The following is a 24,931-nucleotide window of genomic DNA, read 5'->3' on the forward strand; positions in this document are numbered from 1 at the left end:
GATCCTTCATGGCGTCTCTATAAGGACCGCTCCGCAAGTGTCGTGCGGGAGGTCCGAATGGCAGTATTTCACATGGTAATGCGAGGCCGCGAAGCCTAGGTCTCACCTGGCGTCCGGCGAAGGTTTGTCCTTCGCGCCGATGCCGGGTCGAGTACAGGCTTCTGCCGATGCCGGTCGCCACCCGACGAATCGGGCGCGCCGCCACCTATGCCGAACCTCCGCAGCCCCGGGCGAATTGCCCAGCGCGGTTTTCAATTTCAGACCTTACCGGGACCGGGCAGATTTGCGCCCGGATGACAACATGGCTCGTTTCCGAATCGATCTGCGTGCAAGCGCCTTTCGCAGCGTTCTTGGCTTCACGCTCAGCCACTGGCGGCGCCAGCCGTGGCGGCTTTCGCTGATCATGGGCAGCTTCCTGCTGTCGACCCTGGCCGACGTCTTGACGCCGCTCTATTCCGGCCGGCTGGTCGACGCCGTCGCCAGCAGTGCGTTGGCTGACGATGTCGCGTGGAACGCGGCAATGGCGGCGTTCTTCGCGCTCATCGCTTTGGCGCTGACCGGCGTGGTGCTGCGCAACCTCGCCTTCATGGGCATTGTCGAGCTGACGCTGAAGATAATGGCCGACATCGCCGCCGACGCGTTCTATCGCGTGCAGCGCTTCTCAACCGACTGGCACGCCAATAGCTTTGCCGGATCGACGGTGCGCAAGGTTACGCGCGGCATGTGGGCTCTCGACGTGCTCAACGACACCATCCTGATTGCGTTGCTGCCGTCGGTCGCCATGCTGGTCGGCTCGACGTTGCTGCTCGGCTGGTTCTGGCCGCTGATGGGGCTGGTCGTGGCAGTCGGCTCGCTGCTGTTCATCACCGTGACGGCGCTGCTGTCGCTCGGCTATGTCGCGCCCGCGGCACGGCTCGCCAACAGCTGGGATACGCGGCTTGGCGGCTCGCTTGCCGATGCCGTGAGCTGCAATGCCGTGGTCAAGGGTTTCGGCGCCGAGACGCGCGAGGAAACGCGGCTTGCCAAGGTCGTCGCCAAATGGCGCGCGCGGACCAGCCGCACCTGGGCGCGCGGCACCATCAACGGCACGACGCAAGGCGCCATGCTGCTGGTGCTGCGGACGGCAGTAATCGGCCTGTCGCTGATGCTGTGGGCCTGGGGCCAGGCAAGTGCGGGCGATGTCGCCTTCGTGCTGACCTCGTTCTTCGTGCTGCAGGGCTACCTCAGGGACATCGGCACGCATATCCGCAATTTGCAGCGTTCGGTCAACGACATGGAGGAACTGGTCGATTTCCAGTCGCAACCGCTCGGCGTCGAGGACCGGCCCGGCGCCAAGCCGATCCGGATCACGCATGGCCACATCGCCTTCGATAACGTCACCTTCCACTATGGTAGCCATCGCTTGCCGCTCTACCGCGACTTTTCGGTGGAGATAGCGGCGGGCGAGCGGGTCGGACTGGTCGGCCATTCCGGCTCGGGCAAGACGACCTTCGTGAAGCTGATCCAGCGTCTCTATGATGTCAGCGGCGGCAGGATCCTGATCGATGGCCAAGACATCTCCCAGGTTGCACAGGCGTCGCTGCGCGCGCAGATTGCCATCGTCCAGCAGGAGCCCATCCTGTTCCACCGCTCGCTGGCGGAAAACATCGCCTATGCCCGTCCGGACGCCACGCAGGCCGAGATCGAGCATGCCGCCAAGCTCGCCAGCGCGCACGACTTCATCACCGGCCTGCCGAAGGGCTACGGCACGCTGGTCGGTGAACGCGGCGTGAAACTGTCGGGCGGCGAGCGCCAGCGGGTGGCGATCGCACGCGCCTTCCTGGCGGATGCGCGCATCCTGATCCTGGACGAGGCGACATCGAGCCTCGATTCGGAATCGGAAGTGCTGATCCAGCAGGCGATGGAGCGGCTGATGGTTGGCCGCACGACGCTGGTCATCGCGCACCGTCTGTCGACGGTGCGGGCGCTGGACAGGCTGCTCGTGTTCGACCGTGGCAAGATCGTCGAGGAAGGCTCGCATGACGAGCTGATCCGGCTGAAGGGCGGCATCTACCGCCGCCTGTTCGAGCGGCAGGCGCTGGAACTGACCAAGGGCCTGGTGATCTGAGCTGAACGCAGAGCCCTATCCGAGGGATAGGGCTCTGCCTGGTTCATCCAGGCATTCGCTCGAATGGCTGAAGCGCTGGGTCGATCGTGTCCCAGGCGTGGCCGCGCACGGTGTAGGTGACCGCCTGCGGGTCGAACTGGCCGGGATCATCGAGGCTCGTGGCCTGGATAGCCGTCACCTCCGGGATGGCGACGAACGTTACGTAGACCGGCGTGCCGCAGGTCGGGCAAAAGGCCTGGGCTTTTTCATTGCCGCTGTCGGCGATCATCCGCCATGTGCTCGGCTCGCCGGTGATCTTTACGTCAGCGCGCCGGCCGAAGGTCACATAGGAACAATGGCCAGTACCGCTGCGCTTTTGGCAATCGAGGCATTGGCAGTGGTTCTGAAAGATCGGCTCGCCGCGGGCCTCATAGCGGATCGCGCCGCAGGCGCAGCCGCCGGTAAAGTGCTTGGTCATCATCGTTCTCCGCGGTTGCTTCAGGCCGATTTCGGCTTGGCGAACAGGTCGATGCCTGTGCCGGTTTCGAGGAAGGATTTCATGCTGGACAGCACGGCCGGCCAACCCTGGCTGATGCCCTTGGCCATGCCGCTGCCGGCTTCGAGCTCGTCATGGCTGACGGTCAGCTTGACCATGGTGTCGTATTCCTCGATGGCGAACGTCACCTGGCTGTGCTTGGTCGGATCGTCGGCCTGCGAGGCGTTGGCCCAGCTCATGACCAGCCGAGTTGGCGGCGAGATTTCGACGACCTTGCCAACGAGTTCGACGGTCCGTTCGTCATTGGCGCGGATGTGTTCCCATTTCGAGCCGGGCTTCCAGTCGGAGACGTTTTCGTGGCCCCAGTAGCGCTTGGCGATATCGGGCCTGGTGATGGCTTCGAACACCTTTTGTGGCGTCGATCTGATGTAGGTCACGTAGACAAAACTGGTGGTTTCCCGGGTCATTGGTCGTCTCCTTCGAGTTCTTGTTTCAGGTCGTGCAGCAGGCTCAGCCGCTGCCGTTCGAATTTTCGCACCCACCGCTCGTAGACTTCGTGCAGCGGCACGGGGTTGATGAAATGCAGCTTCTCGCGGCCACGCTTGACCGTGCTGATCAGATTGGCCGCCTCCAGAAGATCGATGTGCTGGGTCGCGGATTGCCTTGCCATGTCGAGGTTTTGGCAAAGCTCGCCGAGCGTCTGGCCGTTCTTCTCACACAGAAGATCCAGCAGCATTCTGCGGGTCGGGTCGCCCAGCGCTTTGAAAACCTTGTCGGCGTCCATTGGTCTCACTCATCTTGAAGACACAATATGCAGGTAAACGCCTGCATGTCAAGCTATGGCTAAGCTTGGCCTGAAGGGGAGGGATTTATAGTGTCGGATTGCTGGCGCGCGGAGCGAAGCACCGAGCCCGGAATCGGGGCAAGAACCGGTGCGGGCGCGCAGGACTATGCAGCGGTGGCTGTGAGCTACGCTCTAACGACGAACTTGTCGGGATCGGCGCAGAAATGGGCGATGATCTGGCAGAGGTCCGGCTCGTTGACCATGCGTACGGCCTCGGCCCCATTGACCCATTTGCGGGTGCGCGCGCGCTTTTCCTTCCAGCGGTCGGCAACGTGCTCGACCTGCAGCGGAAACACCAGCACTTCGCAAGGGACTTCCTCGCCGGACGCGAGGGCCTTGGCGTAGAAGTAACGACCGGCCTCGAAAAGCGAAATCTTGCCACGCAATCCGGCTTCCTCGCCCGCCTCGCGCGCCGCTGCCTCGCAGAGCGGCTCCCTGGCCTCGGGCCAGCCCTTCGGCAGCACCCAACGCCCGGTGTCTCGGCTGGTGATCAGCATGATCTCGACGCCGTCTTCGTTATTGCGCCATGGCAAAGCGGCAACCTGCAGGCGACAAGGCGAAGTGCCGAAGAGCTTGCGGACCCTTTCAGCCAGATGGTCGTGTGTCGCCGGTGTCGTCAGCATCAGTGAAAGCTACCCCAGCCCTCAGAATCGTTAGCCGCCGTATGAATCTTACCGACAAGTGTAAGTCTTAAAAGTAAAAAACATCACACCAACCGTCCAATCCGCCAACAGGCGTCGATTCGACAGAATAATGTGCCTTCCAGTGTCTGTTTTCATAGCAGACGGGGCGGGTTTGGCCGTCTGGGCAGAAATGGGGCTGGCGCGAATCAGCCGGCGTGATCGTCGGCGATCGGCTTCTGGTAGGTGAAACCCATGTCCCAGGGAAAGTAGATCCAGGTGTCCTGGCTGACTTCGGTGATGAAGGTGTCGACCAGCGGCCGGCCTTTCGGCTTGGCGTAGACGGTGGCGAAATGCGCCTTGGGCATCATGGCGCGCACGATGCCTGCCGTCTTGCCGGTGTCTGTGAGGTCGTCGATGATCAGCACGCCCGCGCCATCATCGGCGAGCAGCGCCGGCGTGATCTCCTTCAGCACCTGCAATTGCCCCTGGCTGGTGTAGTCGTGATAGGAGGCGACGCAGACCGTCTCGATGACGCGTATGCCGAGTTCGCGTGAGATGATGGCAGCGGGAACCAGGCCCCCACGGGTGATGCAGACGATGGCCTTCCACTGACCCTTGTTGGCGCCGGCAAGCCGCCAGGCGAGCGCCCGGGCATCGCGGTGGAACTGGTCCCAGGAGACCGGAAAGGCTTTTTCGGGAAGGGACATTCTGCACTCCGCGCGCAACATTGTGGAATGCGCGCGGAATTAACTGGAAAGTCAGGGCATTGGCAAGGGCGGGGCCAGTCTGTGGAGTTACCGCGACAAAAAGGCCGCAACCGGCACGCTGCGCAACACGGTGCGCGTGACGCCGCCGAACAAAAGCTGACGCAGCCAGGAATGGCTGTAGGCGCCGAGCACCAGAAGGTCGGCTCCGGTCTCGGCGATCCGGGTCTGGATGACGTCATCGACCGAAGCATTACCCGATTTCTGCACCGACACGCTGACCGTTGCGCCATGCCTGGAGAGTGCCGCGGCGATCTCGGCGCCGGCGGCTTCCGGGTTGTCATCCAGCGTATCCGGCGGATCGATGACAAGAATGTCGGTCTTTTCGGCCTCGATGATGAAGGGCAGCGCGTCGAAGGCGGCACGCGCCGCCTCCTTGCTGCCGTTCCAGGCCAGCAGCACATGTTTGAATGTGGTGACCAACGGCCCCTCATGCGGCACCACCAGCACTGGCCGGCCGGCATCGTAAACCAGCGTGTCGACATCGGCGCTCGTGTCGCCCCCGGTCTCGCGCTGCGCGGCAATAATCAGATCGGCGGCGCGCACGCTGGAAATACCCGTCAGCGCGCTGTCGCCGGAAAAGCTCTCGAGGCTGCGCCATTCGAAGGAAAGGCCGGAATTCTCGATCCGCCGAACGAAAAGCGCCTGCAATTTCTCGGCGCGCTCGCGGTTCATGTCGGCGGAGACCTGCAGGAACTCGGTGTCGGGGAAGCCGGTTGCCGAGGTGTAGGGAACGGGCAGCGCTTCGGCATGGATGCCGATGAGATGGCTCTCGAACCGGTCGGCAAGCGGGATGGCGCAGTCGAGCACGCGTTCGGCGTCCTGTTCGTTCTGCAATATGGCGACGATGGTCTTGAAGCGCATGCGAAATCCCTCAAATCTGCCAGCGCGTGCTGCGCCCGAGGGAAAACGTGGGAGTGCGGTGCTTGGTTCCGGCCCGGCGATGGTCCGCGAACCCAGGGTCACTTGGCGGCGGTGAAGCCGGCCACCATCGCCTCGACGTCCTTGCGTGCCGAATCCAGCGCCTCCTGGCCGCGGGCGCGGACCACCAGCTCCGTCCAGAACTTGCCGTCGCCATATTTCGGATAGGAGCCGATGACGGTGTCGGGATGCGCCTTCTGGATGTCGCCCAGGGGACCGCCGATCAGGCCTTCGCCGAACGGGCAATGGACGGTGGCCGACAGCATCTTGGTGCCGGCCTTCAGCGTCGGCACGACATTGTCGAGCATGGCCTGGAAAATCGCCGGCACGCCGGCCATGACATGGACGTTGCCGATGCGAAAGCCGGGCGCGACGGAGACCGGATTGTCGATATGGTCGGCGCCGCGCGGCATGCGCGACATGCGCTTGCGGGCCTCGGTATATTCGATGCCGCGCGCGGCATAGCTCTCGCCCAGCATGGCATAGGCCTTGGCGTCGTATTCGCACGGCACCCCAAAAGCCTTGGAAATCGAATCGGCGGTGATGTCGTCATGCGTTGGGCCAATGCCGCCGGTGGTGAAGACATAGGTGTAGCGGGCGCGCACGGCATTCACCGCAGCGACAATCTCGTCCTCCTCGTCGGGAACGATCCGCACTTCCTTCAGGTCGATGCCGATGGCCGTCATGATGTCGGCGAGGTGGCCGATATTTTTATCCTTGGTGCGGCCGGACAGAATCTCGTCGCCGATGACAAGCATGGCGGCAGTGACGATTTCAGGCATGGAAGGCTCCGGCAAACAGGCCCGTTGGCAGACAAGGTCGCCTGAGGCAGAAAGAAGGTCGCCTGAGATAGCGCGACATCGAACTGGCGGCAATGCCGACACAAGCCGCCATCTGCCTTGCCGAGCGTTCGTCAGTGGGTGATGGTGCGCGCCGGTCCGCTCCCGGGTGAAACATGCTGGTATCGATTCTGCTGTGGCTTGTTGCCGGCCTGTCCGTGCTGGCTCTCGTCATCGTAGCCTGCCTGGTCGCGGCAACGCTCTGGATTGCCGCCAAGGCCGAAAGGCTGGTGCCGGCCAGCGGAAACTTCGTCGAGATCGGCGGCAGCCGCATCCATTATGCCGAAACGGGCGAGGGACGGCCGATCCTGTTCGTGCACGGACTTGGCGCCCAGCTTCATCAGTTCCAGCACACGCTGTTCAACCGCTTCGGCCCCGGTTGCCGGCTAATCGCGCTCGACCGGCCGGGATCGGGCTATTCGGTGCGGGCCAAAGGAGCCACCGGCCGCTTGCCTGAGCAGGCCGAGATCATAAGGCGCTTCATCGAAACGCTCGCGCTGGAAAGGCCGCTTGTGGTCGGGCATTCCCTGGGCGGCGCCGTCGCGCTGACCCTGGCCTTGGAGCATCCCGGCGCGATTTCCGGCATCGCCTTGCTGGCGCCGCTGACGCATCTGGAAGCCGGCGTCCGCGAGAAAGCGGGCCTGCTCTATATCCGTTCGCGGCTTTGGCGCTGGATCATGGCCTACACCGTCGCGATACCAACAAGCCTCAGATATGCGCGGCAGACACTGGAGTTCATCTTCTCGCCGCAGGCCGTTCCCGCCGACTATATGGTCAATGGCGGCGGATGGCTCGGGCTGCGGCCTGTCCATTTCCATGCGACCTCCACCGATTTCGTGGCGGTCGAACAGGATCTTGGCCGCATCGAAGAGCGCTATGGAGAGATCGCCATGCCGGCCGGGATTTTCTTCGGGACAGCCGATCGCGTCATCGCCATGCGCATACATGGGGAGCCGATGAAGGACAGGATCGAAGGGCTCGATTTCGAGACGGTCGAAGGCCTCGGCCACATGCCGCAATTCGTCGCGCCGGACCGCGTCATCGCCTTCATCAAGCGCATTGCCGAGCGGGCATTCGCCGGCCAAGACCTCACCACAGCCTCACAACAATTTCACCGAACCATTCGGCTGATATCCGGTTTACCCCGTGTCGCACCCAAGGCGGCAGATACGGAGTAATTCAATGTACAGGAAAGTTTTTGCAGCATCCGTCCTGACGATCGGTCTTGCCACATCGGCGATGGCGCAGTCATCGGACGGCAGGTATTCCAACGATCACAGCTGGTGGCCGTTCGGGAACGAGCAGTCATCGACCGTCGACCAGAGCACCACCGGCAGCATCAATGCCGACGGCAGCAAAGGCTATGGCGGCGCTACGGGGCCGTGCGCCTCCGACCCGTCAGGACCCTACGGAAATGTGAGGCCCAACGTGAACGATCAATATTGCGGCAACTGACCAAGCCGCGGCTTCGACTGACCGGCAGGATGTCCCGCCTGTTTGTTTTGACGCAATTCCCAAGGGAATTGCTTAGGCGAGCATCCACGGCCGGCAGCGAAAGCTGAGGGGCAAGGATCAGTCGGAAACTTCGGTCTGCGGCCGGTCGCGGCCGTCGGCCAGTTCGTCGTGCCACTTGCCTTCGGCATCCTCATACTGGATGCCGTCCGTGGCGCCGGCGATCTGCTGTTCGGCCGAGGCGATCTCGGCGGCGCGCAGCGCATCCTGGTGGGTCGGGAATGTCTCCGAGAATGTCGAACCGACCTTGTAGGCCCAGCCCCCGTCATGCTCGACGATCTTGTAAGTCAGCTTCGCCATGAAATCCTCCGGTTCGTCCGTCCGCTCAATGCGGCCCGTTTTTCATTGCAATTTGGGCTTCAATGCAACTTGGCGTCTGGCAGCCGGTCTTCGGGAACCAGCACTTCCGATTCCTTGGCCGCTTCGATCAAGGCCCTGCGTGCATCGGCCGTCGAACGATAACCTTCCAGCACTTTGAGGCAAGTGTCGAGAGCATCACGATGGCGCGGGCCGCGATTGAGCGGCCACACCGTCATCAGACACTCCGCCGCTTCCTGGGTGCTGCGGATCTGGCGATATTTGCCGACATGGCCGAGTTCGACCACGACCGGGGTTTCAAAAGGTTTGTTATCCATGATGGCCGCAACGCAAAGCAGCCAATATGGTTGCAAAAATGGCCGTCAGCCTGCGCCCAAAAGTCGCGTCGCGTTTGCGACGCGCTTTTGATTTCTGTTTAATGCATGTCGTTGTCCCAAAACCGGGTCCCACTTTTGGGCGACATGCATTGGCGTCTCAGCAACCGCAATCGTTGGTCTCAGTAACCGCAGTCGTTGCGCAGCCAGCGGGCGTTGGCCCAGCCGGTCCGTCCGCCGATTTCGACCTGGTACCAGTTGCCGCGGCGGTCGAAAATCTCGGTGTGGTCGCCATTGAACAATTGCCCGATCATGCGCGACGACAAGTTCGGCCGTGCGCGCACAGCGAGAAACCCGCTGCCGGTATCGAGATCGTAGTGCCTGGACAGGCCGTGCACCGTGCCTTCGCAATATTGCGCGCCGACCGGAGACGACGCGGCGAACGACAGCGCGACCACCGTCGGCGCAGCCTGTTCAGCCCTTCGTCCAGTGCTGCATCGTGGTCACCGAGCGGGCGAGCTGTGGCGCGGGATGGATTTTTTCGCTGAAGGTGGCGGCGGCGCGCCAGCCCCAGCGCGGATCGGCGAGGAAGGCGCGGGCCAGCGCGACCATGTCGGCGCGGCCGTCGGCGACGATCGCCTCTGCCTGCGCGGGATCGTCGATCAGGCCGACAGCCCGTGTCGGGATGCCGGCGCCCTTGCGCACCGCTTCGGCCAGATGCACCTGATAGCCGGGGCCGGTCGGCAGCTTCTGCAACGGCGAATTGCCGCCGCTCGAACAGCAGAGATAGGCAACATCAAGCGCCTTCAAGGCTTTGGCCACCTCGATCGCGTCCGCGACCTCGAAACCGCCATCGACCCAGTCCTTTACCGACAGGCGGGCGCCAAGCATCAGGTTTGGAACCGCCTTCCTCACCGATTTGGCGATCTCGATGAGGAAACGCATGCGGTTTTCCAGCGAGCCGCCCCAGCGGTCGGTGCGCTGGTTGGAAAGCGGCGACAGGAACTGAAAGATCAGATAGCCGTGCGCGGCGTGCAACTCGAGGAAGTCGAAGCCGGCGCGCTCGGCCCGCCTCGCGGCTTGAGTGAAGCGCTCGATAAGCTGCAGGATTTCATCCTCCTCCACCGCATGCGGCACATTCCAGCCGGTGTCATAGGCGATGGCCGAGGCCGAGACGGTCTGCCAGGGATCCTCGCCCGGCTGCAATGGGCCGCCGCCTTCCCAGGGCTTTCGGTTGGAGGCCTTGCGGCCGGCATGGGCAAGCTGAATGCCGAATTTCGTTTCCGGCGCGGCGACGCGCCTTGCTGCATCTAGCGTGCGCCGGGCGGCCGCCTCGTTGTCGTCGGAATAGAGGCCGAGGCAGCCATGGGTGATGCGGCCGCGCCGTTCGACGTCGGTCATCTCGACGGTGACCATGCCGGCGCCCGACATCGCCAGGTTCATCCAGTGATAGAGATGCCAGTCGCTGGCCGAGCCGTCTTCGGCGGAATACTGGCACATCGGCGCCACCGCGATACGATTCGGAAAGGTCAGGCCATCGAGGGCGATCGGCTGGAAAAGCGCTGCGGTCATCAAAAAAACTCCGGAGAGGGACTGCAGCTATTTAGGCGATGGCAGTTGCCGGCACCAGACACGAGGCGGTGAAAGCTTCGCCGTTTCGGTTGCGCGCAAAACCGTTCGCGGTTACGCCATGGCGCCGACAGCTTGGAGCTCATCATGGAAGATCGTATCCGCATCCGCTCGGAGGAAGTCCTGTCCGACGACTGGGCGGTTCTGAAGAAGACCGTCCTCGATTACCGTCGGCGAGACGGGCAGTGGGAGACGCAGATTCGCCAGACCTACGATCGTGGCGACGGCGCGGTGATCCTGCCTTTCGATCCCGAGCGTCAGACGGTGCTTCTGGTGCGGCAGTTCCGCTACCCCGCCTACGTCACCGGCCACCGCGAACCGCTGATCGAGGCCTGCGCCGGCCTGCTCGACAAAAACGATCCCGAAACCGCCATCCTCAAGGAGGCCGAGGAAGAGCTCGGCTATCGCTTACAGAACATCGAGCGGCTGTTTCCCCCTATATGAGCCCAGGCAGCGTCACCGAACGGCTGTGGTTCTTTGTGGCGCGCTATTCACCCGCCGACCGCATCTCGGCCGGCGGCGGCGCGGCCGACGAGGGCGAGGACATCGAGGTTCTGGAAATGCCTCTTGATGAAGCGCTGGCCGGCATTTCAGACGGCCGCATCATCGATGCCAAGACGATCATCCTGATCCAGCATTTGAAACTGTACCCGATGAAGGGCTAGCTCGGCGAAGCTCGACGTGCCTCACTGCTGCGGGCAGGGTGGCACGTCCACTTCGCGGATGAAGTTGCGCAGGTTGCAAGGACACCGGAATGGCGCGTGGCGCAAAGGCATGGCTGAAGCGAAACAGCGCGCGGGCATCTCTCCTGTTGCTGAACGCCGCGCTGCTTGTCCGCTACGGCCGGTTGACCCAGCGTTTCCTTGAGCGGATGCGGCATCTGCCGAATTTTGCAGCCCCGGTGACGTTCACGGAAAAGATCCACTGGCGCAAGATCTTCGATGACGATCCTCGCTTTACCGGCCTTCTCGACAAGCTCAAGTCCAAGGAAATCGTCAGGGAGCGGCTTCCCGGGCTCGCCATCCCGGAGGTGCTGTGGCAGGGCGACGATCCGCGCCAGATCCCCTTCGATGACCTGAAAATCCCCTACGCCGTCAAATGCAACCACGGTTGCGCCATGAATGTCATCGTTCGCGATCCGGCCAACGCCGACCGGGAGTCGATCATTGCCGAGATGACGGGATACCTTGGCCAAACCTATGGCGCCCGCAAGCTGGAGCGCAGCTATGCGCACATAGAGCGGCGGGTTTTCGTCGAAGCACTTGTGGGCAAGGACCAGGGCTATGACCCGGTCGACTACAAATTCTGTGTGCTGGCTGGCCACGTCGCCTACATTGTCGTCGTCGCCTTCCGTTCCACGGTCAAGAATACCGCCCACCTGGATCGCGATTGGCGCCGGCTGAACATCGTCCAGGGCGCGATCGACTCGAGCCTGGAAATTCCCCCTCCCAAGAGCCTGGCGCGGATGATCGAGGCAGCCGAGGCGCTCGGCAGCGAGTTCGACATGGTGCGTGTCGATTTCTACGAGGAGGAGGGGGAGCCGATCTTCGGAGAATTCACGGTCTACCCACGCAGCGGCTTGCTGCAATTCGACCCGGCTGCCTTCGACCGCGAACTGGGCGCGCATTGGGATATTGGCGCGTCAGGTTACCTCAGTCGTTTGCCCAGCCGATTTGCCCAACGATACAAGGCGATGCTCGTCGCCGCCGGCTATCTCGACGTTTGAGATGGCTGCCTTGGGTGGCGTGCCACCCGAAGCTCGAAGAGCGAAGGGTGGTGCGGAGAACCCATACGATTAGAGATCGAGGGAAACTGATAGCTCAGCAGGTCAATAGCCGTGATTTCGAAGTGCTGCCTCAACTGAGCCGTAGCGGTCAATTTGCCCTGCTGGGATCAATCTTCGTGAGCCGCTGCCTGGTCTCGACCACGCGCCTTTGCGCAGATCGGATTCGGCAACACAAGGCGAGATTCATAGCGACGCCGCAGTCTTCATCGAGCAAGTTTTCAGCGCGCTTCCTGCTGCGACTCGGCCGATTACCGCTAAGGTTACCGGCAAGCTCTCCCACGTCCGGACTGGGTCGAGATCATTTGAAGAACTCTTTCAGCTTGTTGAGTCGACTGTCGCCAGAGGCCTTCCGGCCTTCAGGACACGCCGCCTCGCCGATCGTATCCTGCTGGATAAAGCGAGGTTCTCAGCCACCATTTTCTCGCTGAGTACCAGCGCGAACTCGGTCTGTTTGATGCGCTGCTGAGCATCAGCGAGTTGCATCGTGAAAAGATCGGTTGCCATTGTTGATCCAGGATCCGCGAGATTCATGATTGCGTAACACATGGCGGCCGAAATCGTTCCTAGTTGTCGGGCGAAGCCGGTGCCGCAAAGGGCGGCTGAGTTTGAACTTCCCACCCGACCAGACGTCCGCGAGCGCCAAGGCATCGAGAGCCCAGTAATCGGAGGGCCACTACGAGCGGGCGCAACCCGACCACTTAAGTGATCAGCCTCGCTACAGCCTTGACAGGTACAGTCGCGGCCTCATCAAGGGGAGGTATCAATGGTCTCGGCGATTGGAAACCAACATCGGCAGGCAGCTGAAACTCGACCGAAACCCGCAAAGACAGAACCGGGCGAAGGATTTGCGCCAGGCAAAAGCGCAGACAGCGTAGGACATCGCGCCAAGGCAATGGCGGCAGAAAGTGGCGACACGGATTCTGGCGCCCAGGGGCGCGCCGCATCGACAATCGCCAGGATGGATATCACCGTTTTGGCTCCACAGAGCGAAGAGCCGCCTTTGGAGTAACCCGGGCGGCCGTGCCGCTGCCTCGGTCCTTGTGCAGCACGACGCGCGCTGGCTACGCTCGGTGGACATCGTCGTCTCGAAACACTTCGGGCGTTGCACTGCCGCGAGCCGCCTTCGCTGCTGGTCGAGGGGCTGTAACCCTTGGTGAGGCCGGCATCGCCTCGCCGGTCGTTGCGAGCCCACGATCGCGCGGCCAAGCGACCTTCCCTGTGTCGGTCTCTATTTGATACTAGGGGACGGCGGTTTCATCACGGGCAATTGCAGCTGGTCAATGGTTGCGACGATGCCGGCGGCAATGGCTTCCGCCTCATGGATCAGTTCCGGACCATAGAGCCCATTGACCATCTCTTCGCTCGGCAGCACGCCAGGAGGACAGTGCTCTTCCATTGTGCGCCGGATGAGCGTCAGCGCTGCCCGGCATTGGTCGGCTTCGATCTTCATAGCCCTTCAAACATCCAATTCGTCTAAAATGTTCCGGAACTAATTTAGCGATAGCTAATTGAAGTCGTGGTTCTGCGAGTCAGTGCATGCGTCTGAAATTCATCAAGCCTATGGAACCCGAACTGGTCGACACGCCGCCGATGGGCGATGATTGGATTCATGAGATCAAATTCGATGGCTACCGCACCCAGGTCATCAAGGATGATGACGGGATTCGGCTGATCACCAAGAACGGTTATGATTGGACGGGCCGCTACATCCAACTTGCCGGTGAGGCGGAAGCGATCGAGGCGAAAGACTTCATCATCGACGGCGAGACCATTACGATCAATGAGGCTGGCCTATCCGACTTCCATGCGCATCAATCAGCCGCGACCAGCCGCAAGCCGTCGCGCGATCTGTATCTGCTAGCATTCGACCTCTTGCATCTGAACGGGCATGACTTGCGGAACACGCCGGTGGAAGACCGTCGCGAGATCCTCCGGGCGTTGATCCCGGACGGCGGCCGAATCCAGTTCAGCGAAGCGATGCCGGGCACTGGCGACGCCGTCTTTCATCTGGTCGACCAGGCTGGGCTTGAAGGTATCGTTTCAAAGCGGAAGGGCAGCAAGTATCGGTCGGGTCCGACGACGAACTGGCGCAAGATCAAGTGCTATGCCGAAAAGGAGATGGACATCATCGGCGTGCAGCGCGAGGCCGGCAAGCCTGCCATGGTGCTGATGGCCGACAAAGGCCACTATGCCGGCGGCGCCTTCGTCACCTTCAAGGCGGACAAGCGCCAGCGCCTATGGGACCGCGTGCAAGGCAAGATTGGCGGGCCGGCGCCGAAAGGGCTCAAGAGTGACAAGGCCGAATGGCTAAAGCCGGGCCTGGTCGGCCGCGTGCGGTTCCTAAAGGGCGAGGAGAAGCTTCGCCATGCCAAGCTGCTGGATTTCCGGGAGGAGACTTAGCCCGGAGGCTTGTCCCGGGGCTGTGCCGGTCCTGTCCCGTTCCACTGGATGAACTTCGCCTTCTGGCCGGTGATGGTCTCGATCGACTTCAACAGGGGTCCATGGACCTTACGTAGAGCTTGGTAGTGCTCGCCGTGGTACGCCAGGAGCGGCCCGACGATGCTCTTGTGCAGCGCTTCGGCTGCCGCCAGGAAGCGCTCGATTTCAGCCCGGGAAAGTTGTTCCGAAGGTTTGGTTCTGGCCATTGGCGCTCTCCATTGAGGGGTCGCCGCAACGAGGACTATAATCCTACATGCCGGACTGCCTGACAAGAGGGCTCGCCGGCCTTACCCCGCAGGTAGCAGTAGGGCGACGGCGTCAAGCGCAGCCATCAGGAGCAACCACCAGCAAAGATGAGCAACGGCAGGCCCGGCGACCTCCTTTGGCACACGGGACAAACAAGAAGGTCGCCGAGCCTTACCGGCGCTGCTTTGTGAGGGAGACGACGCCGGATGAGATGAGAGTATGCGATCGTGCTAATCTCTGCGAACCATGCGAACGAAGGAAAGCCTTGTGGCACCGACGTTGAGATCAAGGTCGGGCGGGGCGCTGATCGCTGCGGCAGGATTCTTCCAAAGCGGTAGTGAGTCCAGAGCGGAACATTAGCGTCGGCTAACGGTTAATTCGGCAGTGTTCCGAACCGTGATTGGTAGAGCGATGGTGACGTTTCATCTTGTCTATTTTTCCGGCCTGACGGCAGACCAGCTGCTAGGCAGCGCCGTTTCTATCCTGGCGTGTTTGCTGCTTTATAACGCTCTGGCTTCGGACGCCTGACTGATAGGTCGGCCAGCGGCCCGGCATCCTTGGCAGCCGGCGATTGCGATCCCGATGCCAACTTCAAGACCTATCACGAGGCCAAAGACAAGCTTGCCGACGAAATCAATGGCGAGGGCCGGACAGGACGCCACACGTCCAGGCAGGGCTCTCTGAGGGCATTGGCGATGCCCGTTGCCTCAAGGTGGCGAGCTTTTTCGTTAATAGGCCTCCGCGCTGGGCAATCTGTTCCGAGAGCTTCTGTGATGCCTCTATGACGCGGCAAACCTTGGAAAAGGTTTCCGTGGCAGGACCGGGGTACGATTCTAACCAACTAGGGCTGTATAGGCCACTAGCGCCCGACGATCCGGCTAATCATGTCGTCGTCAGGTGCGCTGTCGGTGAATTCCCGTAGGAGCGCCTTCGCGTGGTCTACCCAATGCTCTTCAGCCAGGTTCAGCTCCCGAACGGATCTCCTGAAGGTCTCGCACACCACATCGAAATCGAAGGCGTCAATGCTGTAGCCTTCCTCGTCATGGTCCATCGGCAGCTCCCCCAATGGGGGAAACTGTACGGAATCGTACGAAGCAAGTGCAAGGGCATTCAAAAGCAATTGGCTGATGCCGCCCGATCGTTCCACAATGTGTTGCTAATATGCAGCACCGACTGAATCTCCGATCAGCGGCACTTGTGGTTGGTTCCAACAGCTGCACGTTGACGGCAAGATGCCAAAGCCAACGACATGCGGGCGACGAAGATGGACAAGCGACAAAACACAAGAAATGTTGAGTTGGTCGGTCTTCTGGCCGTGCCGTTGTCAGTTCTAATCACGCTGCTGATAGCTGGAATGATCCTTTGCTGAAATGTTTGAGTGGCAAAAGGCTGGGGCGGCGGGTTTTTCCCCTTTGAAAGAAGTCACGATGTCCCAATCCGTCGAACCCCCGATATTGCCAGAGGATAGCCCAGACCGTGAGGTGAACTGTGAAGTCGCATTAGAAGCCGCGTTTGCGGCCTTGGTGACTGCGTCAGAAGCGCAAGGTTGGACGCCACAGGAAACGGCTGCAACTCTTCTTAAAATCGCGACGGGGCATGCCCACCGGGTTGAGGCCGCTGCGGCCCCAGCCGGCTCCCGTTCTGCGGCCACATCCTGATCTCATAATGACCGTCAAGGCCGGACGACGGGTATTTCTCATGTCGGCCTTCATTGTAAGTTCCGGTACTTCGGAAGGCATCCTCGATGTCGACATGCTCCATAGGTATGAAGAGCTACCAGCACGCTTGTAATATTGCTTTTGATCGCTTCGATGTGGTCGACGTTCCGACCGTGGCACGTCGATGACTATGAACTCGGCGTTTTGGTCGGCATTCGATGCAAATCCAGCGACACGGATACCGTCGTTTTTCGGATGCAGTAGATCCCCAACTGCCGAGCTTACGACCGAAGGGGCTACAGGTTCGGGATTTGGCTCAAGCGCAGTTGCGCCGTCAGCCCCGTCACTGTTCTTACGGCAGCCAATACCGAACACCAAAACTCCAGCATGGCAGTTCCCGGCTTTGTATCCCGGCTCTACGGCTACCCGCGTCAGCCTTTTCTATGGTAGCCAGTGAGTTCTTACAGAACCAATCCTAAGCATTTCAATTTGGTGCGGACGACGGGAATCGAACCCGTACGATCAGAGATCGAGGGATTTTAAGTCCCTTGCGTCTACCAATTCCGCCACGTCCGCAGGCCAGCCCTTTTCAGACGCCAGCGAAAACCCGTCAAGCCATCTTTTGCCGAGTGTCGGACTCATGAAAGGTGGTTCGTGATGGCAAAACAGTTGGTTGTTGCCAAAATCTCAGTCGCCGAGAAGGCTCAGAATTTGTAGCTGAGATTGATACCGACCGCGTTCAGCTTCACATCCTGATCGCGATCGTTGAAGGGTTCCGCTACGTCATAGTGCTCGGAGCCGAAATCATAATAGCGATATTGCGCGCCGACGATGAATTTGTCGGTCAGCGCATAGTCGACGCCGGCGCCCAAGGTCCAGCCGACATTCGTGCGTGTGCCGGCGAACGACGCGCCCGCGACTTGCGAAGTTTCGATGCCGGCAAAGGCGACGCCGCCGACGCCGTAGACCAGCACGCGGTCCATGGCGAAGCCCGCTTTGGCGTCGACAGATCCGAACCACTTGATGTCCGTGCGGAATGTGCTTCCAAGGCCTGATACGGCCGTACCGTCGACGGCGGAATAATTGAGCTCCGCCTCGGCGCCGAGCACTGCCTGGTCGAACTGCCACAGGCCGGCGACATGGCCCCCGACGAAACCGCCGTCAATGTCGGGCGCGATGGAAAACGGCGCGCCTTCCGTCACTGATATGTCGGACTGGCCCCAGCCGTAGCCGGCCTGCAGGCCGGCATAGTAGCCGGTCCAGTCGAAGCCTGGTTCGGTCATCGGCACCGCCATCGGGTCGGCGGCGAATGCCGGCCCGGCCAGAGCAATCAGAAATCCGGCACTGGCAATGGTCAGACAGCGCATCGAGTTCTCCGAAAAGGCGGTTCAGAAGGCGTCTTGCCGGAAGGTAATCCTATTCGCCGCAAAACGGAACCCATTGTTCAACAATCGGAATGTACCCGTTGCTGCGCTGGGTGCTCAGCTGGGGGCGCTATTTGGCGTCGATGAAGTCCAGCGCCGCCTGGCTATATTCGTCCGGCGCCTGCAGCATGGCGAAATGACTGGCGTTGGGCAGGATGATGAGCTTGGCGCCCGGAATGACGGAGGCCATGTATTCGGTGTGTTCGCGCTTGATCGCCTCGTCATGGTCGCCGGCAACGATCGCGGTCGGCGTGGTTATCTTGCCGAGCTGTTCCTTGGTCCAGGCCGGCTCCGACTCCCACATGTGGCTGATCTGCGCCACGAAGGCACCGTACTGGTCGGGAGTCTTCGCCAGTTTCTTGTAGTCGCGGCCCGAGCGGTCGATGTAGGCGGCAAAGGTCTTGTTGGTCAGCACACCCGGATCGACGCCATCGGTGGTGACGTTGGCGGCCTGCGCAAAGAGCCGTGTCAGCCGCTCCGGATGATGCAGCGCGATGTCGATGCCGATAATGCCGCCGTCGCTCCAGCCGACAAGAGCGGTCTTGTCGATCTTGAGATAGTCGAGCAGCGCAAGATAGTCCGACGCCATGAGGTCATAGCCGTAAGCTTGCTCGGTGCGGGTAGAACGGCCATGGCCGCGGCTGTCGGCAATGATCACCATGTGCGTCTTGGACATCGTCGCCACCTGGCTTGCCCAGATGTCGCCATGGCCAAGGCCCCCATGGATCAGGAGAATCGGATCACCGGCGCCGAAAACGGCATAGTACATCTGAATGCCGTTGACCGGCGCATATCCGCTCTGATCCGGTTTGGGCATCGCCGCCGGCTCCGGCAAGGTCTGCCAACGCTCCTCGGCGGATGCAAAGCCGGACGAGATCAGGAACAGGGTGACGAAGGCGAATGCTTTCAGGAACCGGATCATGACTTCACCTCAGGAGTTTCGGGCTCATCACAACAAAAACCCGCCTCGCGGCGGGTCGTCGGCGCAAATCAGCACCATAGCCAGAATGGTAGCATAAGTGGCGGCACAAGCCAAACTGAATGACCGCACCGCTGATGCCTGCCCTCGGGGTGAGCAGGTGCGGCGCATCCGCCCGGGCGAATTCTCATCAAGCGGATTTCGTCCGTGATCGCTGGCCAAAACCTTGCCGGCTTGGCACAGTCGGGCAAACAGGAGTCTTTCATGGCCAAGCAGCCGTCGGCGACGAAACCCAAGCCCTGGACCGAGATGGCGACGCATCTGGTCGACGTCGCAACGGGGCGCAAGCCGGCCGACCTCGTCATCCGAAACGGCCGCTGGGTGAACGTGCATTCCGGCGAAATCATAGCCGGCACCGACATCGCAATCTCAGGCGGCCGCTTCGCCTATTGCGGGCCGAATGCCAGCCATGCGATCGGCCAGGGCACCAAGGTGGTCGATGCCGGCGGCCGCTATCTCGTGCCCGGCCTGTGCGACGCGCATATGCATGTCGAGAGCGGCATGGTGACGGTGACCGAGTTCTGCCGCGCCGTCATCCCGCACGGCACCACCTCCATGTTCATCGATCCGCACGAGATCGCCAATGTGCTGGGTCTGCCCGGCGTGCGGCTGATGCATGACGAGGCCGTCGCCATGCCGATCAACATCCATGTCCAGATGCCGTCCTGCGTGCCGTCCGCGCCGGGGCTGGAGCATGCCGGGGCAGAACTGACGGTCGCCGATGTCGCGGAAGCGATGACCTGGGAAAACATCATCGGGCTCGGCGAAGTCATGAATTTTCCCGGTGTCGTGGCCAACGATCCGGTCATGTCGGGCGAGATAGCCGCCACTGTGAGAGCGGGCAAGACGGTTGGCGGCCACTATGCGTCGCGCGACCTCGGCCTGCCGTTCCATGGCTATGTCGCCGGCGGGCCGGAGGACGACCATGAAGGCACGCGCGCCGAGGACGCGATCGCCCGCGTGCGCCAGGGCATGAAGGCAATGCTGCGGCTGGGCTCGGCCTGGTACGATGTTGCCTCGCAGATTAAGGCGGTGACCGAGAGCGGTCTCGACCCGCGCAACTTCATCCTGTGCACCGACGACAGCCATTCCGGCACGCTGGTGCATGAAGGCCATATGGACCGGGTGGTCCGCCACGCCATCCAACAGGGATTGAAGCCGGTGACGGCGATCCAGATGGCGACGCTGAATACCGCCCAGCATTTCAAGCTGGAGCGCGAGATCGGCTCGATCGCGCCGGGACGGCTGGCCGATCTGCTGATCGTCTCCGATCTTGCCGCCATGACCATCGACGAGGTCTATGGCCGCGGTATCAGGCTGGCCAAGGGCGGCAAGCTCGAGATCGACATCCCGGCCTATGATTACCCCAAATCGGCGAAGAACACCGTCAAGCTCGGCAAGAAGCTGAAGCCAGGCGACTTCGACATTGCGGCGCCCAAGGGCGCCAACGAGGTGCGGGTGCGGGTCATCGGCGTGATCGAAAACCAGGCGCCGACGCGGGCGCTGGAGGCCGACCTGCCGGTCGAGGACGGGCTGGTCGCCATGGACCGCCGCAACGACATCTGCCAGATCGCGCTGGTCGAGCGCCACCGCGGCACCGGCGGCGTCACCAATGCCTTCGTCTCAGGCTTCGGCTATATGGGCGACTGCGCCATTGCGTCGAGCGTCGCACATGATGCCCACCACATCATCTGCGTCGGCACCAACAAGGAAGACATGGCGCTGGCCGTCAACCGGCTGGGCGAGGTCGGCGGGGGCGTGGTGCTGTTTTCGAAGGGCAAGGAGCTTGCGCTGGTCGAAATGCCGATCGCCGGGCTGATGTCGGACGAGCGGGCGGAAATCGTGGCGGCCAAGGCGGAGAAACTGACCGAGGCGATGCGCAAGATGGGCTGCTCGCTCAACAACGCCTACATGCAGCACTCGCTGCTGGCGCTGGTCGTCATTCCGGAGCTCAGGATTTCCGATGTCGGCCTGATCGACGTGACGACGTTCCAGAAGGTCGATCTTTTTATCTGAGATCAGCCCGCTGCTTGGCTCTCATCCGCCGGTGGCGATGGTCAGCACCTTGAATGGCGTCGTGATGATGATCTCGGCGACGGATCCGACTGCCTTGCCGAGGCCTCGGCCGAGATTGTCGATCTGGCCCTGCGTGGGTTCGTCCGATGCCAGGCCGGCTGGAGCGCGCAGACGGTCGCCGAGCAATTGCACCAGGAACGGGTTGTCGGCGAATTTGGCGTGGTTCAGGCGGTCGCCGCCCTTGATCTGGCTGAGGTCGGCCACGACCACGCCGTAGCTGGCAATGTCGGCGGCGTTGCCGTAGTCGCCGACGCGCGGCTTGTCGCCGGATATCAGGCTGGACAATCGCAGAGCACGGTCGTCGGCGGAAAGCAGGATGACGAACGGCCTGTCGGGCTTGCCGTAGCGGATCATCTGCTTCTTGAAGACGTCGACATCGATATCGGGCGATGCCAGGACGACACGGCCGAGCTTGCCGTCGAGATCGCGGTCGCCGGTGATGGCGAGCTGGCGCAGCGCTTCCATCGTCACCCAGGTTCCCATCGAATGCGCGATGATGTCGATGCTCTTGACCTTTGTCTTGGCGAGCATCCTGAGCGTCGCCTCGAGGTCGTCGCGCGCGGCGTTGGCGCTGTCCTTGTCGTAGATATAGCCCGTGGTCTTGCCGCTCGAAGCCCACGAAAACAAGATCGGCGTACCCGGATATTCGGTGTCGTGGGCGATCTGCGTCAGCCGGTAGACCCCATCGTCGAAGCCGTTGTTGAAGCCGTGGACGAAGACCAGCGCGCGGTCGCCATTCATGGTGATGTTGGCGCCGACGGCCTTGGCGAATTGCGAGGCGTCGCCATAGTGGACGACGTCGGTGGCGGTGAATTGCTTGGCCGGGTTCGAATTGGCCGAGCCCTTGGCGCGCTCGATGGCGCCGACCTGGTGTACCTTCGGCACGGTGACGTCGACGCGGGCGTAGCTGGTGGTCAGCGAGCGATCGCCATCGAACACCTGGCGTGGGTCCTTGGTCGCCTGCTTGCGGGTGGTGGCGACGAAGATTTCGTGGGTGGCCGCGATGTCGGAGGCAGGCACCGAAACCGTCGTCTCGTTCAACAGGTCATGGGTGTTCGGGCCGGCGCAGCCGGCGGCAGCGAGCGCGAACGCAAGGACCAGGACAGTCTTCCAACGCTCGTTCACGCGGGCTCCCGCTGGCGCATTGGCGCCGATTTCAATGTCGTAGAGGCAGAGACCGGCCCGGTCCAGTTGAAAGTGATCGGGCCGAGCGGCATTCGCGACCTCACGCGGCGACGGTCGCCGCAAGGCGACAGCCTTATTGTCCGAGCGCGCTGATACGGTCGGTCACCGTCTGGTCGCTGGCAAAGCCGTCATCCTCGCGCAGCCGCTGGCCGATCATCTTCACCAGTTCGGGATTGTCGGCGAATTTGGTGTGGTTGAAGCTGTCGCCTCCCTTGACCTTGGAGAGGTCGACCACGGTGACGCCATAAGCGGCGAGGTCGGCGGCATCCTTGTAGTCGCCGACGCGTGGCCGCGAGCCGGCGATCAGGCCTGAGAGCCGCAGCGCCCGGTCGTCGTCGGAGAGCAGCAGGATGAACGGCTTGTCCGGCTTGCCGTAGCGGCGCATCTGGCTCTTGAAGACGTCGACGTCGATGTCGGGAGAGGCCAGCACGACATCGCCGAGCTTGCCGCCGAGATCGCGGTCGCCGGTGATGGCCATCTGGCGCAGCGTTTCCATGGTCACCCAGGTTCCGAGCGAGTGGGCGACGATGTCGATGCGCCGCGCGCCGGACTGCTGCAGCATGCGCAATGTCACCTCCAGCTGATCGCGGGCGGCGCTGGCGCTTTCCTTGTCATAGACATAGTCGGTGGTTCTGGCGCCCGATGCCCAGGAAAACAGCACCGGCGTGCCGGGATAGCCGGAATCGTGGACGATCTGGGTCAGGCGGTAGACCGCGTCGTCGAAGCCGGTGTTGTAGCCATGCACGAAGACCATGACGCGGCCGCCGCGCGCGGCAATGTCGGCATTGAGCGCGCTTGAGAATTGAGGCTGCGCATCGTAGCCGACGACCTCGGAAGCCATGAAGTATTTCGCCGGGTCGTTCGACTTGCCGCGCGAGCGGCGCTCGATCTGGCCGGTCTGGTGGGTGCCGGGAACGGTGACGGTGACGCGGGCGTAGTTCAGCGTCGCCGAGCGTTCGCCGTCGAAAACTTTGTTGGGATCGTCGGATTTCTTGCGTGTGGTCGCAATGAAGATCGAGTGATTGCCCGAGATTTCGGTCACCGGCGTGGACATGACGGCGCTGCCGAGCAGTTCCTCGGTTTTGCGGCCGCCGCAGCCGGCGATCAACAGGGCAAGTGCAAGAATGCAAATCGTCTTCAAACGCACGTCAAAAATTCCAATCGAAAGATGAATTCACTTAGAATTCACTTTGAGGCCCAAAGGCCTGTCTACCCTCGGCCCGTCTACCCTCCGCGACACCTCCCGGACAGTGAGAGTGCGGCAGAAGTAAGTCGTGTCCAGCCGAAATGTGGTCAGCGTCGGGCCACAGCCATCGCACTGTTGCGCGAAAGCCAGAATGGCGGCAGGAACGCCGGAATGTTGGAGAAGGGCAATACCTCGGGTTTGAGCCTGATGCCCAGCACGTCGCGCATGAAGGCGCGGCGCGCCTCGATGCGGCGCCATGCCTCGGGATAGCGGGCCGCGATCTCCTCGCGCAGGGACTCATCGGCAAGCGCGATACCGTCTTCGATGTTGGTGGTGAAATAGCTGGTTCCGGTCGCCGGAATGATGTCGACCTGCAGCGCCATGCCCGATTGCAGCTTGATGTCCGAGCCGGAAAACACCGGCGAATGCATCCATTCGTCGATGTGGACGAGATGGCCGGGATTGAGCGAGACGCCGAAGAACGGGTCGCCTATGCGGTCGTGCACGGCTTTCCACAGCACGCCGCCGGCAACGCCGATGCCGATGGTCTCGTACCAGTCGACGACGGCGGCGAAATAGGGCGCGACCAGCTTGTCGACATAATCGTCTATCTCGCGCGGCAGTTCCGCGGCGCTCTCGACCAGGAAGCCAGCGCGGGCGTTGAGCGAGCCCTGGATGCCATAGGCCATGGTGACGGGATCGCCGCGCTTGATGATGTCGAGGCGCGGGCTAGGCAAGCCGTAGGGCGCACGCCTGCCGGCGGACAGCATCGGGTGGCAGCACAGGGGCAGGCCGTTGATCCCCATCAGCCGCGTGGCCTGCAATTCGCTCATGCCGGGCTCGATACTCCCAAGCACGTTGCGCAGGCCCTGCGAGGAGAAGGCGGCGGCGAATTCGAAGGCCGCCAACTGGTCGGCCTCGTTGATGGCGCGTAAGCCGTCGGATGGGTTCATCAGAAGATTGGCGGCGTTCACCACCGCGCCTCTGTCGCCGGCCAGTGTGCGCAGCGTATCGGCGATGAAGGACGGCAGGTCGAGCGTCGTCTCGCCAAAACCGCCATCGCCGGGGCCGAACGGCTTCCAGCCGATGGCGCCGATCTTCTGGCCGGCCTTCAGGCCGCAGGCGGCAAGCGTGTCGGATAGAGAGGCCGAGCGGTCGCGTGGCTGCGCCGGCAGCGAGAAGGTCTGGTAGAGGACGCGCTCGTAAGGCCCGTCGCAGATTTCGGCATAGCCCCAACCCTCATTGCCGACGAGAAGTTTTGGCTGGCTGCCGGGAACGATGACCAGCAGCGTCTCCTCGAAACGCGGATCGTAACCACTGAGATAGGCGACATTGGCCGCGTGCTCGCGGTCGCCATAGACGGCAAAGGCGTCGAGCCCGGCCTCGGCGCCGCGCGCCAGCAGAGCCTCGATGCGCGCTTCGTAGGTCCGCCGCTGAACCAGCGGCATCACTGTTGGTTCGCCGAATTCAGGAAGGTCTACGGTCTTCAGGGCGACAGCCGAAACAGGCATGAAGATGGCTCCAATGGATTTCCTGCTGGCGCGTCAAAGCGGCCGCGCCGCATCGGTGGCTGCAAACGGCGAATTGTGCAATAGGCTTCGCCTTC

General features: G+C 62.1%; 26 protein-coding genes, 1 tRNA gene and 1 pseudogene. 7 read left to right on the forward strand and 21 right to left on the reverse strand.

The features are described from left to right. Positions 1-301: 301 nt before the first annotated feature. On the forward strand, positions 302-2,107 hold the full coding sequence (locus NKI61_RS07145; RefSeq protein WP_352811361.1) for an ABC transporter ATP-binding protein: 1,806 nt from the start codon (positions 302-304) through the stop codon (positions 2,105-2,107). Positions 2,108-2,150: 43 nt separating this feature from the next. On the opposite strand, the gene NKI61_RS07150 is transcribed toward NKI61_RS07145, so the two are convergent. From NKI61_RS07150 to NKI61_RS07180, 7 genes are all read right to left on the reverse strand, one after another. After that, positions 2,151-2,564 carry a GFA family protein gene (locus tag NKI61_RS07150; RefSeq protein ID WP_023741437.1) on the reverse strand — a complete coding sequence of 138 codons (414 nt, stop codon included), beginning with the start codon at positions 2,562-2,564 and terminating at the stop codon, positions 2,151-2,153. Positions 2,565-2,584: 20 nt separating this feature from the next. Continuing rightward, a complete protein-coding gene (locus NKI61_RS07155) occupies positions 2,585-3,049 on the reverse strand; it encodes an SRPBCC family protein (protein ID WP_023688339.1) in 465 nt (154 codons plus the stop codon). Next, entirely contained in the window at positions 3,046-3,366 is a 321-nt protein-coding gene (locus NKI61_RS07160) for an ArsR/SmtB family transcription factor (protein ID WP_023741436.1), read from the reverse strand. Before NKI61_RS07160 ends, NKI61_RS07155 begins: the two co-directional genes overlap by 4 nt. A gap of 185 nt (positions 3,367-3,551) precedes the next feature. Then, entirely contained in the window at positions 3,552-4,049 is a 498-nt protein-coding gene (locus NKI61_RS07165) for an NUDIX hydrolase (protein WP_023667541.1), read from the reverse strand. Positions 4,050-4,255: 206 nt separating this feature from the next. Further along, complete coding sequence (gpt, locus tag NKI61_RS07170) at positions 4,256-4,756, reverse strand: xanthine phosphoribosyltransferase (protein WP_023667540.1); 501 nt, start codon at positions 4,754-4,756, stop codon at positions 4,256-4,258. Positions 4,757-4,843: 87 nt separating this feature from the next. Beyond that, positions 4,844-5,677 (reverse strand): universal stress protein, encoded by an 834-nt coding sequence (locus tag NKI61_RS07175; RefSeq protein ID WP_023741435.1) that lies wholly within the window; start codon positions 5,675-5,677, stop codon positions 4,844-4,846. 98 nt (positions 5,678-5,775) lie between these two features. Next, positions 5,776-6,516: a competence/damage-inducible protein A gene (locus NKI61_RS07180; RefSeq protein ID WP_023734438.1), complete on the reverse strand. Its 741-nt coding sequence runs from the start codon at positions 6,514-6,516 to the stop codon at positions 5,776-5,778. Between the two features lie 173 nt (positions 6,517-6,689). Between NKI61_RS07180 and NKI61_RS07185 the strand changes: the two genes are divergently transcribed. Both NKI61_RS07185 and NKI61_RS07190 read left to right on the forward strand, forming a co-directional pair. Continuing rightward, positions 6,690-7,751, forward strand: coding sequence for an alpha/beta fold hydrolase (locus tag NKI61_RS07185; RefSeq protein WP_352839083.1), 1,062 nt, complete (start codon positions 6,690-6,692; stop codon positions 7,749-7,751). 4 nt (positions 7,752-7,755) lie between these two features. Further along, complete coding sequence (locus tag NKI61_RS07190; protein WP_352839084.1) at positions 7,756-8,028, forward strand: hypothetical protein; 273 nt, start codon at positions 7,756-7,758, stop codon at positions 8,026-8,028. Between the two features lie 117 nt (positions 8,029-8,145). On the opposite strand, the gene NKI61_RS07195 is transcribed toward NKI61_RS07190, so the two are convergent. The 4 genes from NKI61_RS07195 to NKI61_RS07210 all read right to left on the reverse strand — a co-directional run bounded on the left by NKI61_RS07195 (position 8,146) and on the right by NKI61_RS07210 (position 10,289). Continuing rightward, positions 8,146-8,385 (reverse strand): DUF2188 domain-containing protein, encoded by a 240-nt coding sequence (locus tag NKI61_RS07195; protein WP_023667535.1) that lies wholly within the window; start codon positions 8,383-8,385, stop codon positions 8,146-8,148. Positions 8,386-8,444: 59 nt separating this feature from the next. Continuing rightward, positions 8,445-8,723 (reverse strand): DUF982 domain-containing protein, encoded by a 279-nt coding sequence (locus NKI61_RS07200; RefSeq protein ID WP_032891817.1) that lies wholly within the window; start codon positions 8,721-8,723, stop codon positions 8,445-8,447. Between the two features lie 176 nt (positions 8,724-8,899). After that, complete coding sequence (locus NKI61_RS07205) at positions 8,900-9,175, reverse strand: SH3 domain-containing protein (RefSeq protein WP_023734434.1); 276 nt, start codon at positions 9,173-9,175, stop codon at positions 8,900-8,902. A gap of 16 nt (positions 9,176-9,191) precedes the next feature. Beyond that, entirely contained in the window at positions 9,192-10,289 is a 1,098-nt protein-coding gene (locus NKI61_RS07210; protein WP_352839085.1) for an NADH:flavin oxidoreductase/NADH oxidase, read from the reverse strand. Between the two features lie 144 nt (positions 10,290-10,433). On the opposite strand from NKI61_RS07210, the pseudogene NKI61_RS07215 reads away from it, so the two are divergent. Together NKI61_RS07215 and NKI61_RS07220 are read left to right on the forward strand one after the other, a co-directional pair. After that, positions 10,434-11,011: pseudogene (locus NKI61_RS07215) on the forward strand (NUDIX domain-containing protein). 89 nt (positions 11,012-11,100) lie between these two features. Beyond that, the gene (locus NKI61_RS07220) at positions 11,101-12,072 is read left to right on the forward strand and encodes an ATP-grasp fold amidoligase family protein (RefSeq protein ID WP_352839086.1); all 972 of its coding nucleotides are present in this window, start codon (positions 11,101-11,103) and stop codon (positions 12,070-12,072) included. Between the two features lie 375 nt (positions 12,073-12,447). Here the strand turns inward: NKI61_RS07220 and NKI61_RS07225 are convergent, their stop codons facing one another. Both NKI61_RS07225 and NKI61_RS07230 read right to left on the reverse strand, forming a co-directional pair. Then, positions 12,448-12,636, reverse strand: coding sequence for a hypothetical protein (locus NKI61_RS07225; protein WP_023688348.1), 189 nt, complete (start codon positions 12,634-12,636; stop codon positions 12,448-12,450). Positions 12,637-13,360: 724 nt separating this feature from the next. Next, the gene (locus NKI61_RS07230; protein WP_023681532.1) at positions 13,361-13,582 is read right to left on the reverse strand and encodes a hypothetical protein; all 222 of its coding nucleotides are present in this window, start codon (positions 13,580-13,582) and stop codon (positions 13,361-13,363) included. Positions 13,583-13,668: 86 nt separating this feature from the next. Between NKI61_RS07230 and NKI61_RS07235 the strand changes: the two genes are divergently transcribed. Beyond that, the gene (locus NKI61_RS07235) at positions 13,669-14,532 is read left to right on the forward strand and encodes an ATP-dependent DNA ligase (protein WP_023667527.1); all 864 of its coding nucleotides are present in this window, start codon (positions 13,669-13,671) and stop codon (positions 14,530-14,532) included. On the opposite strand, the gene NKI61_RS07240 is transcribed toward NKI61_RS07235, so the two are convergent. The 5 genes from NKI61_RS07240 to NKI61_RS07260 all read right to left on the reverse strand — a co-directional run bounded on the left by NKI61_RS07240 (position 14,529) and on the right by NKI61_RS07260 (position 18,821). Then, positions 14,529-14,777 (reverse strand): hypothetical protein, encoded by a 249-nt coding sequence (locus NKI61_RS07240; RefSeq protein WP_023691191.1) that lies wholly within the window; start codon positions 14,775-14,777, stop codon positions 14,529-14,531. The genes NKI61_RS07235 and NKI61_RS07240 overlap by 4 nt on opposite strands. An 899-nt stretch (positions 14,778-15,676) precedes the next feature. Then, on the reverse strand, positions 15,677-15,868 hold the full coding sequence (locus NKI61_RS07245; protein ID WP_023667524.1) for a hypothetical protein: 192 nt from the start codon (positions 15,866-15,868) through the stop codon (positions 15,677-15,679). A 1,097-nt stretch (positions 15,869-16,965) separates the two neighbouring features. Continuing rightward, a tRNA-Leu gene (locus NKI61_RS07250) sits at positions 16,966-17,051 on the reverse strand. A 128-nt stretch (positions 17,052-17,179) separates the two neighbouring features. Beyond that, the gene (locus NKI61_RS07255) at positions 17,180-17,842 is read right to left on the reverse strand and encodes an outer membrane protein (protein ID WP_023681530.1); all 663 of its coding nucleotides are present in this window, start codon (positions 17,840-17,842) and stop codon (positions 17,180-17,182) included. 127 nt (positions 17,843-17,969) lie between these two features. Continuing rightward, positions 17,970-18,821, reverse strand: coding sequence for an alpha/beta fold hydrolase (locus NKI61_RS07260; RefSeq protein ID WP_023681529.1), 852 nt, complete (start codon positions 18,819-18,821; stop codon positions 17,970-17,972). 261 nt (positions 18,822-19,082) lie between these two features. Here NKI61_RS07260 and ade point away from each other — a divergent pair, with 261 nt between their 5' ends. Further along, entirely contained in the window at positions 19,083-20,894 is a 1,812-nt protein-coding gene (gene ade / locus NKI61_RS07265) for an adenine deaminase (RefSeq protein WP_352839087.1), read from the forward strand. Positions 20,895-20,915: 21 nt separating this feature from the next. Here the strand turns inward: ade and NKI61_RS07270 are convergent, their stop codons facing one another. The 3 genes from NKI61_RS07270 to NKI61_RS07280 all read right to left on the reverse strand — a co-directional run bounded on the left by NKI61_RS07270 (position 20,916) and on the right by NKI61_RS07280 (position 24,836). Beyond that, positions 20,916-22,079, reverse strand: coding sequence for an alpha/beta hydrolase (locus NKI61_RS07270; RefSeq protein ID WP_352518636.1), 1,164 nt, complete (start codon positions 22,077-22,079; stop codon positions 20,916-20,918). Positions 22,080-22,212: 133 nt separating this feature from the next. Beyond that, a complete protein-coding gene (locus tag NKI61_RS07275; protein ID WP_023695396.1) occupies positions 22,213-23,286 on the reverse strand; it encodes an alpha/beta hydrolase in 1,074 nt (357 codons plus the stop codon). A gap of 146 nt (positions 23,287-23,432) precedes the next feature. Next, positions 23,433-24,836 (reverse strand): aminopeptidase P family N-terminal domain-containing protein, encoded by a 1,404-nt coding sequence (locus NKI61_RS07280; RefSeq protein ID WP_352518635.1) that lies wholly within the window; start codon positions 24,834-24,836, stop codon positions 23,433-23,435. Positions 24,837-24,931: the final 95 nt, after the last annotated feature.

Source organism: Mesorhizobium sp. M0514 (assembly GCF_040321145.1).
Classification (GTDB): domain Bacteria; phylum Pseudomonadota; class Alphaproteobacteria; order Rhizobiales; family Rhizobiaceae; genus Mesorhizobium.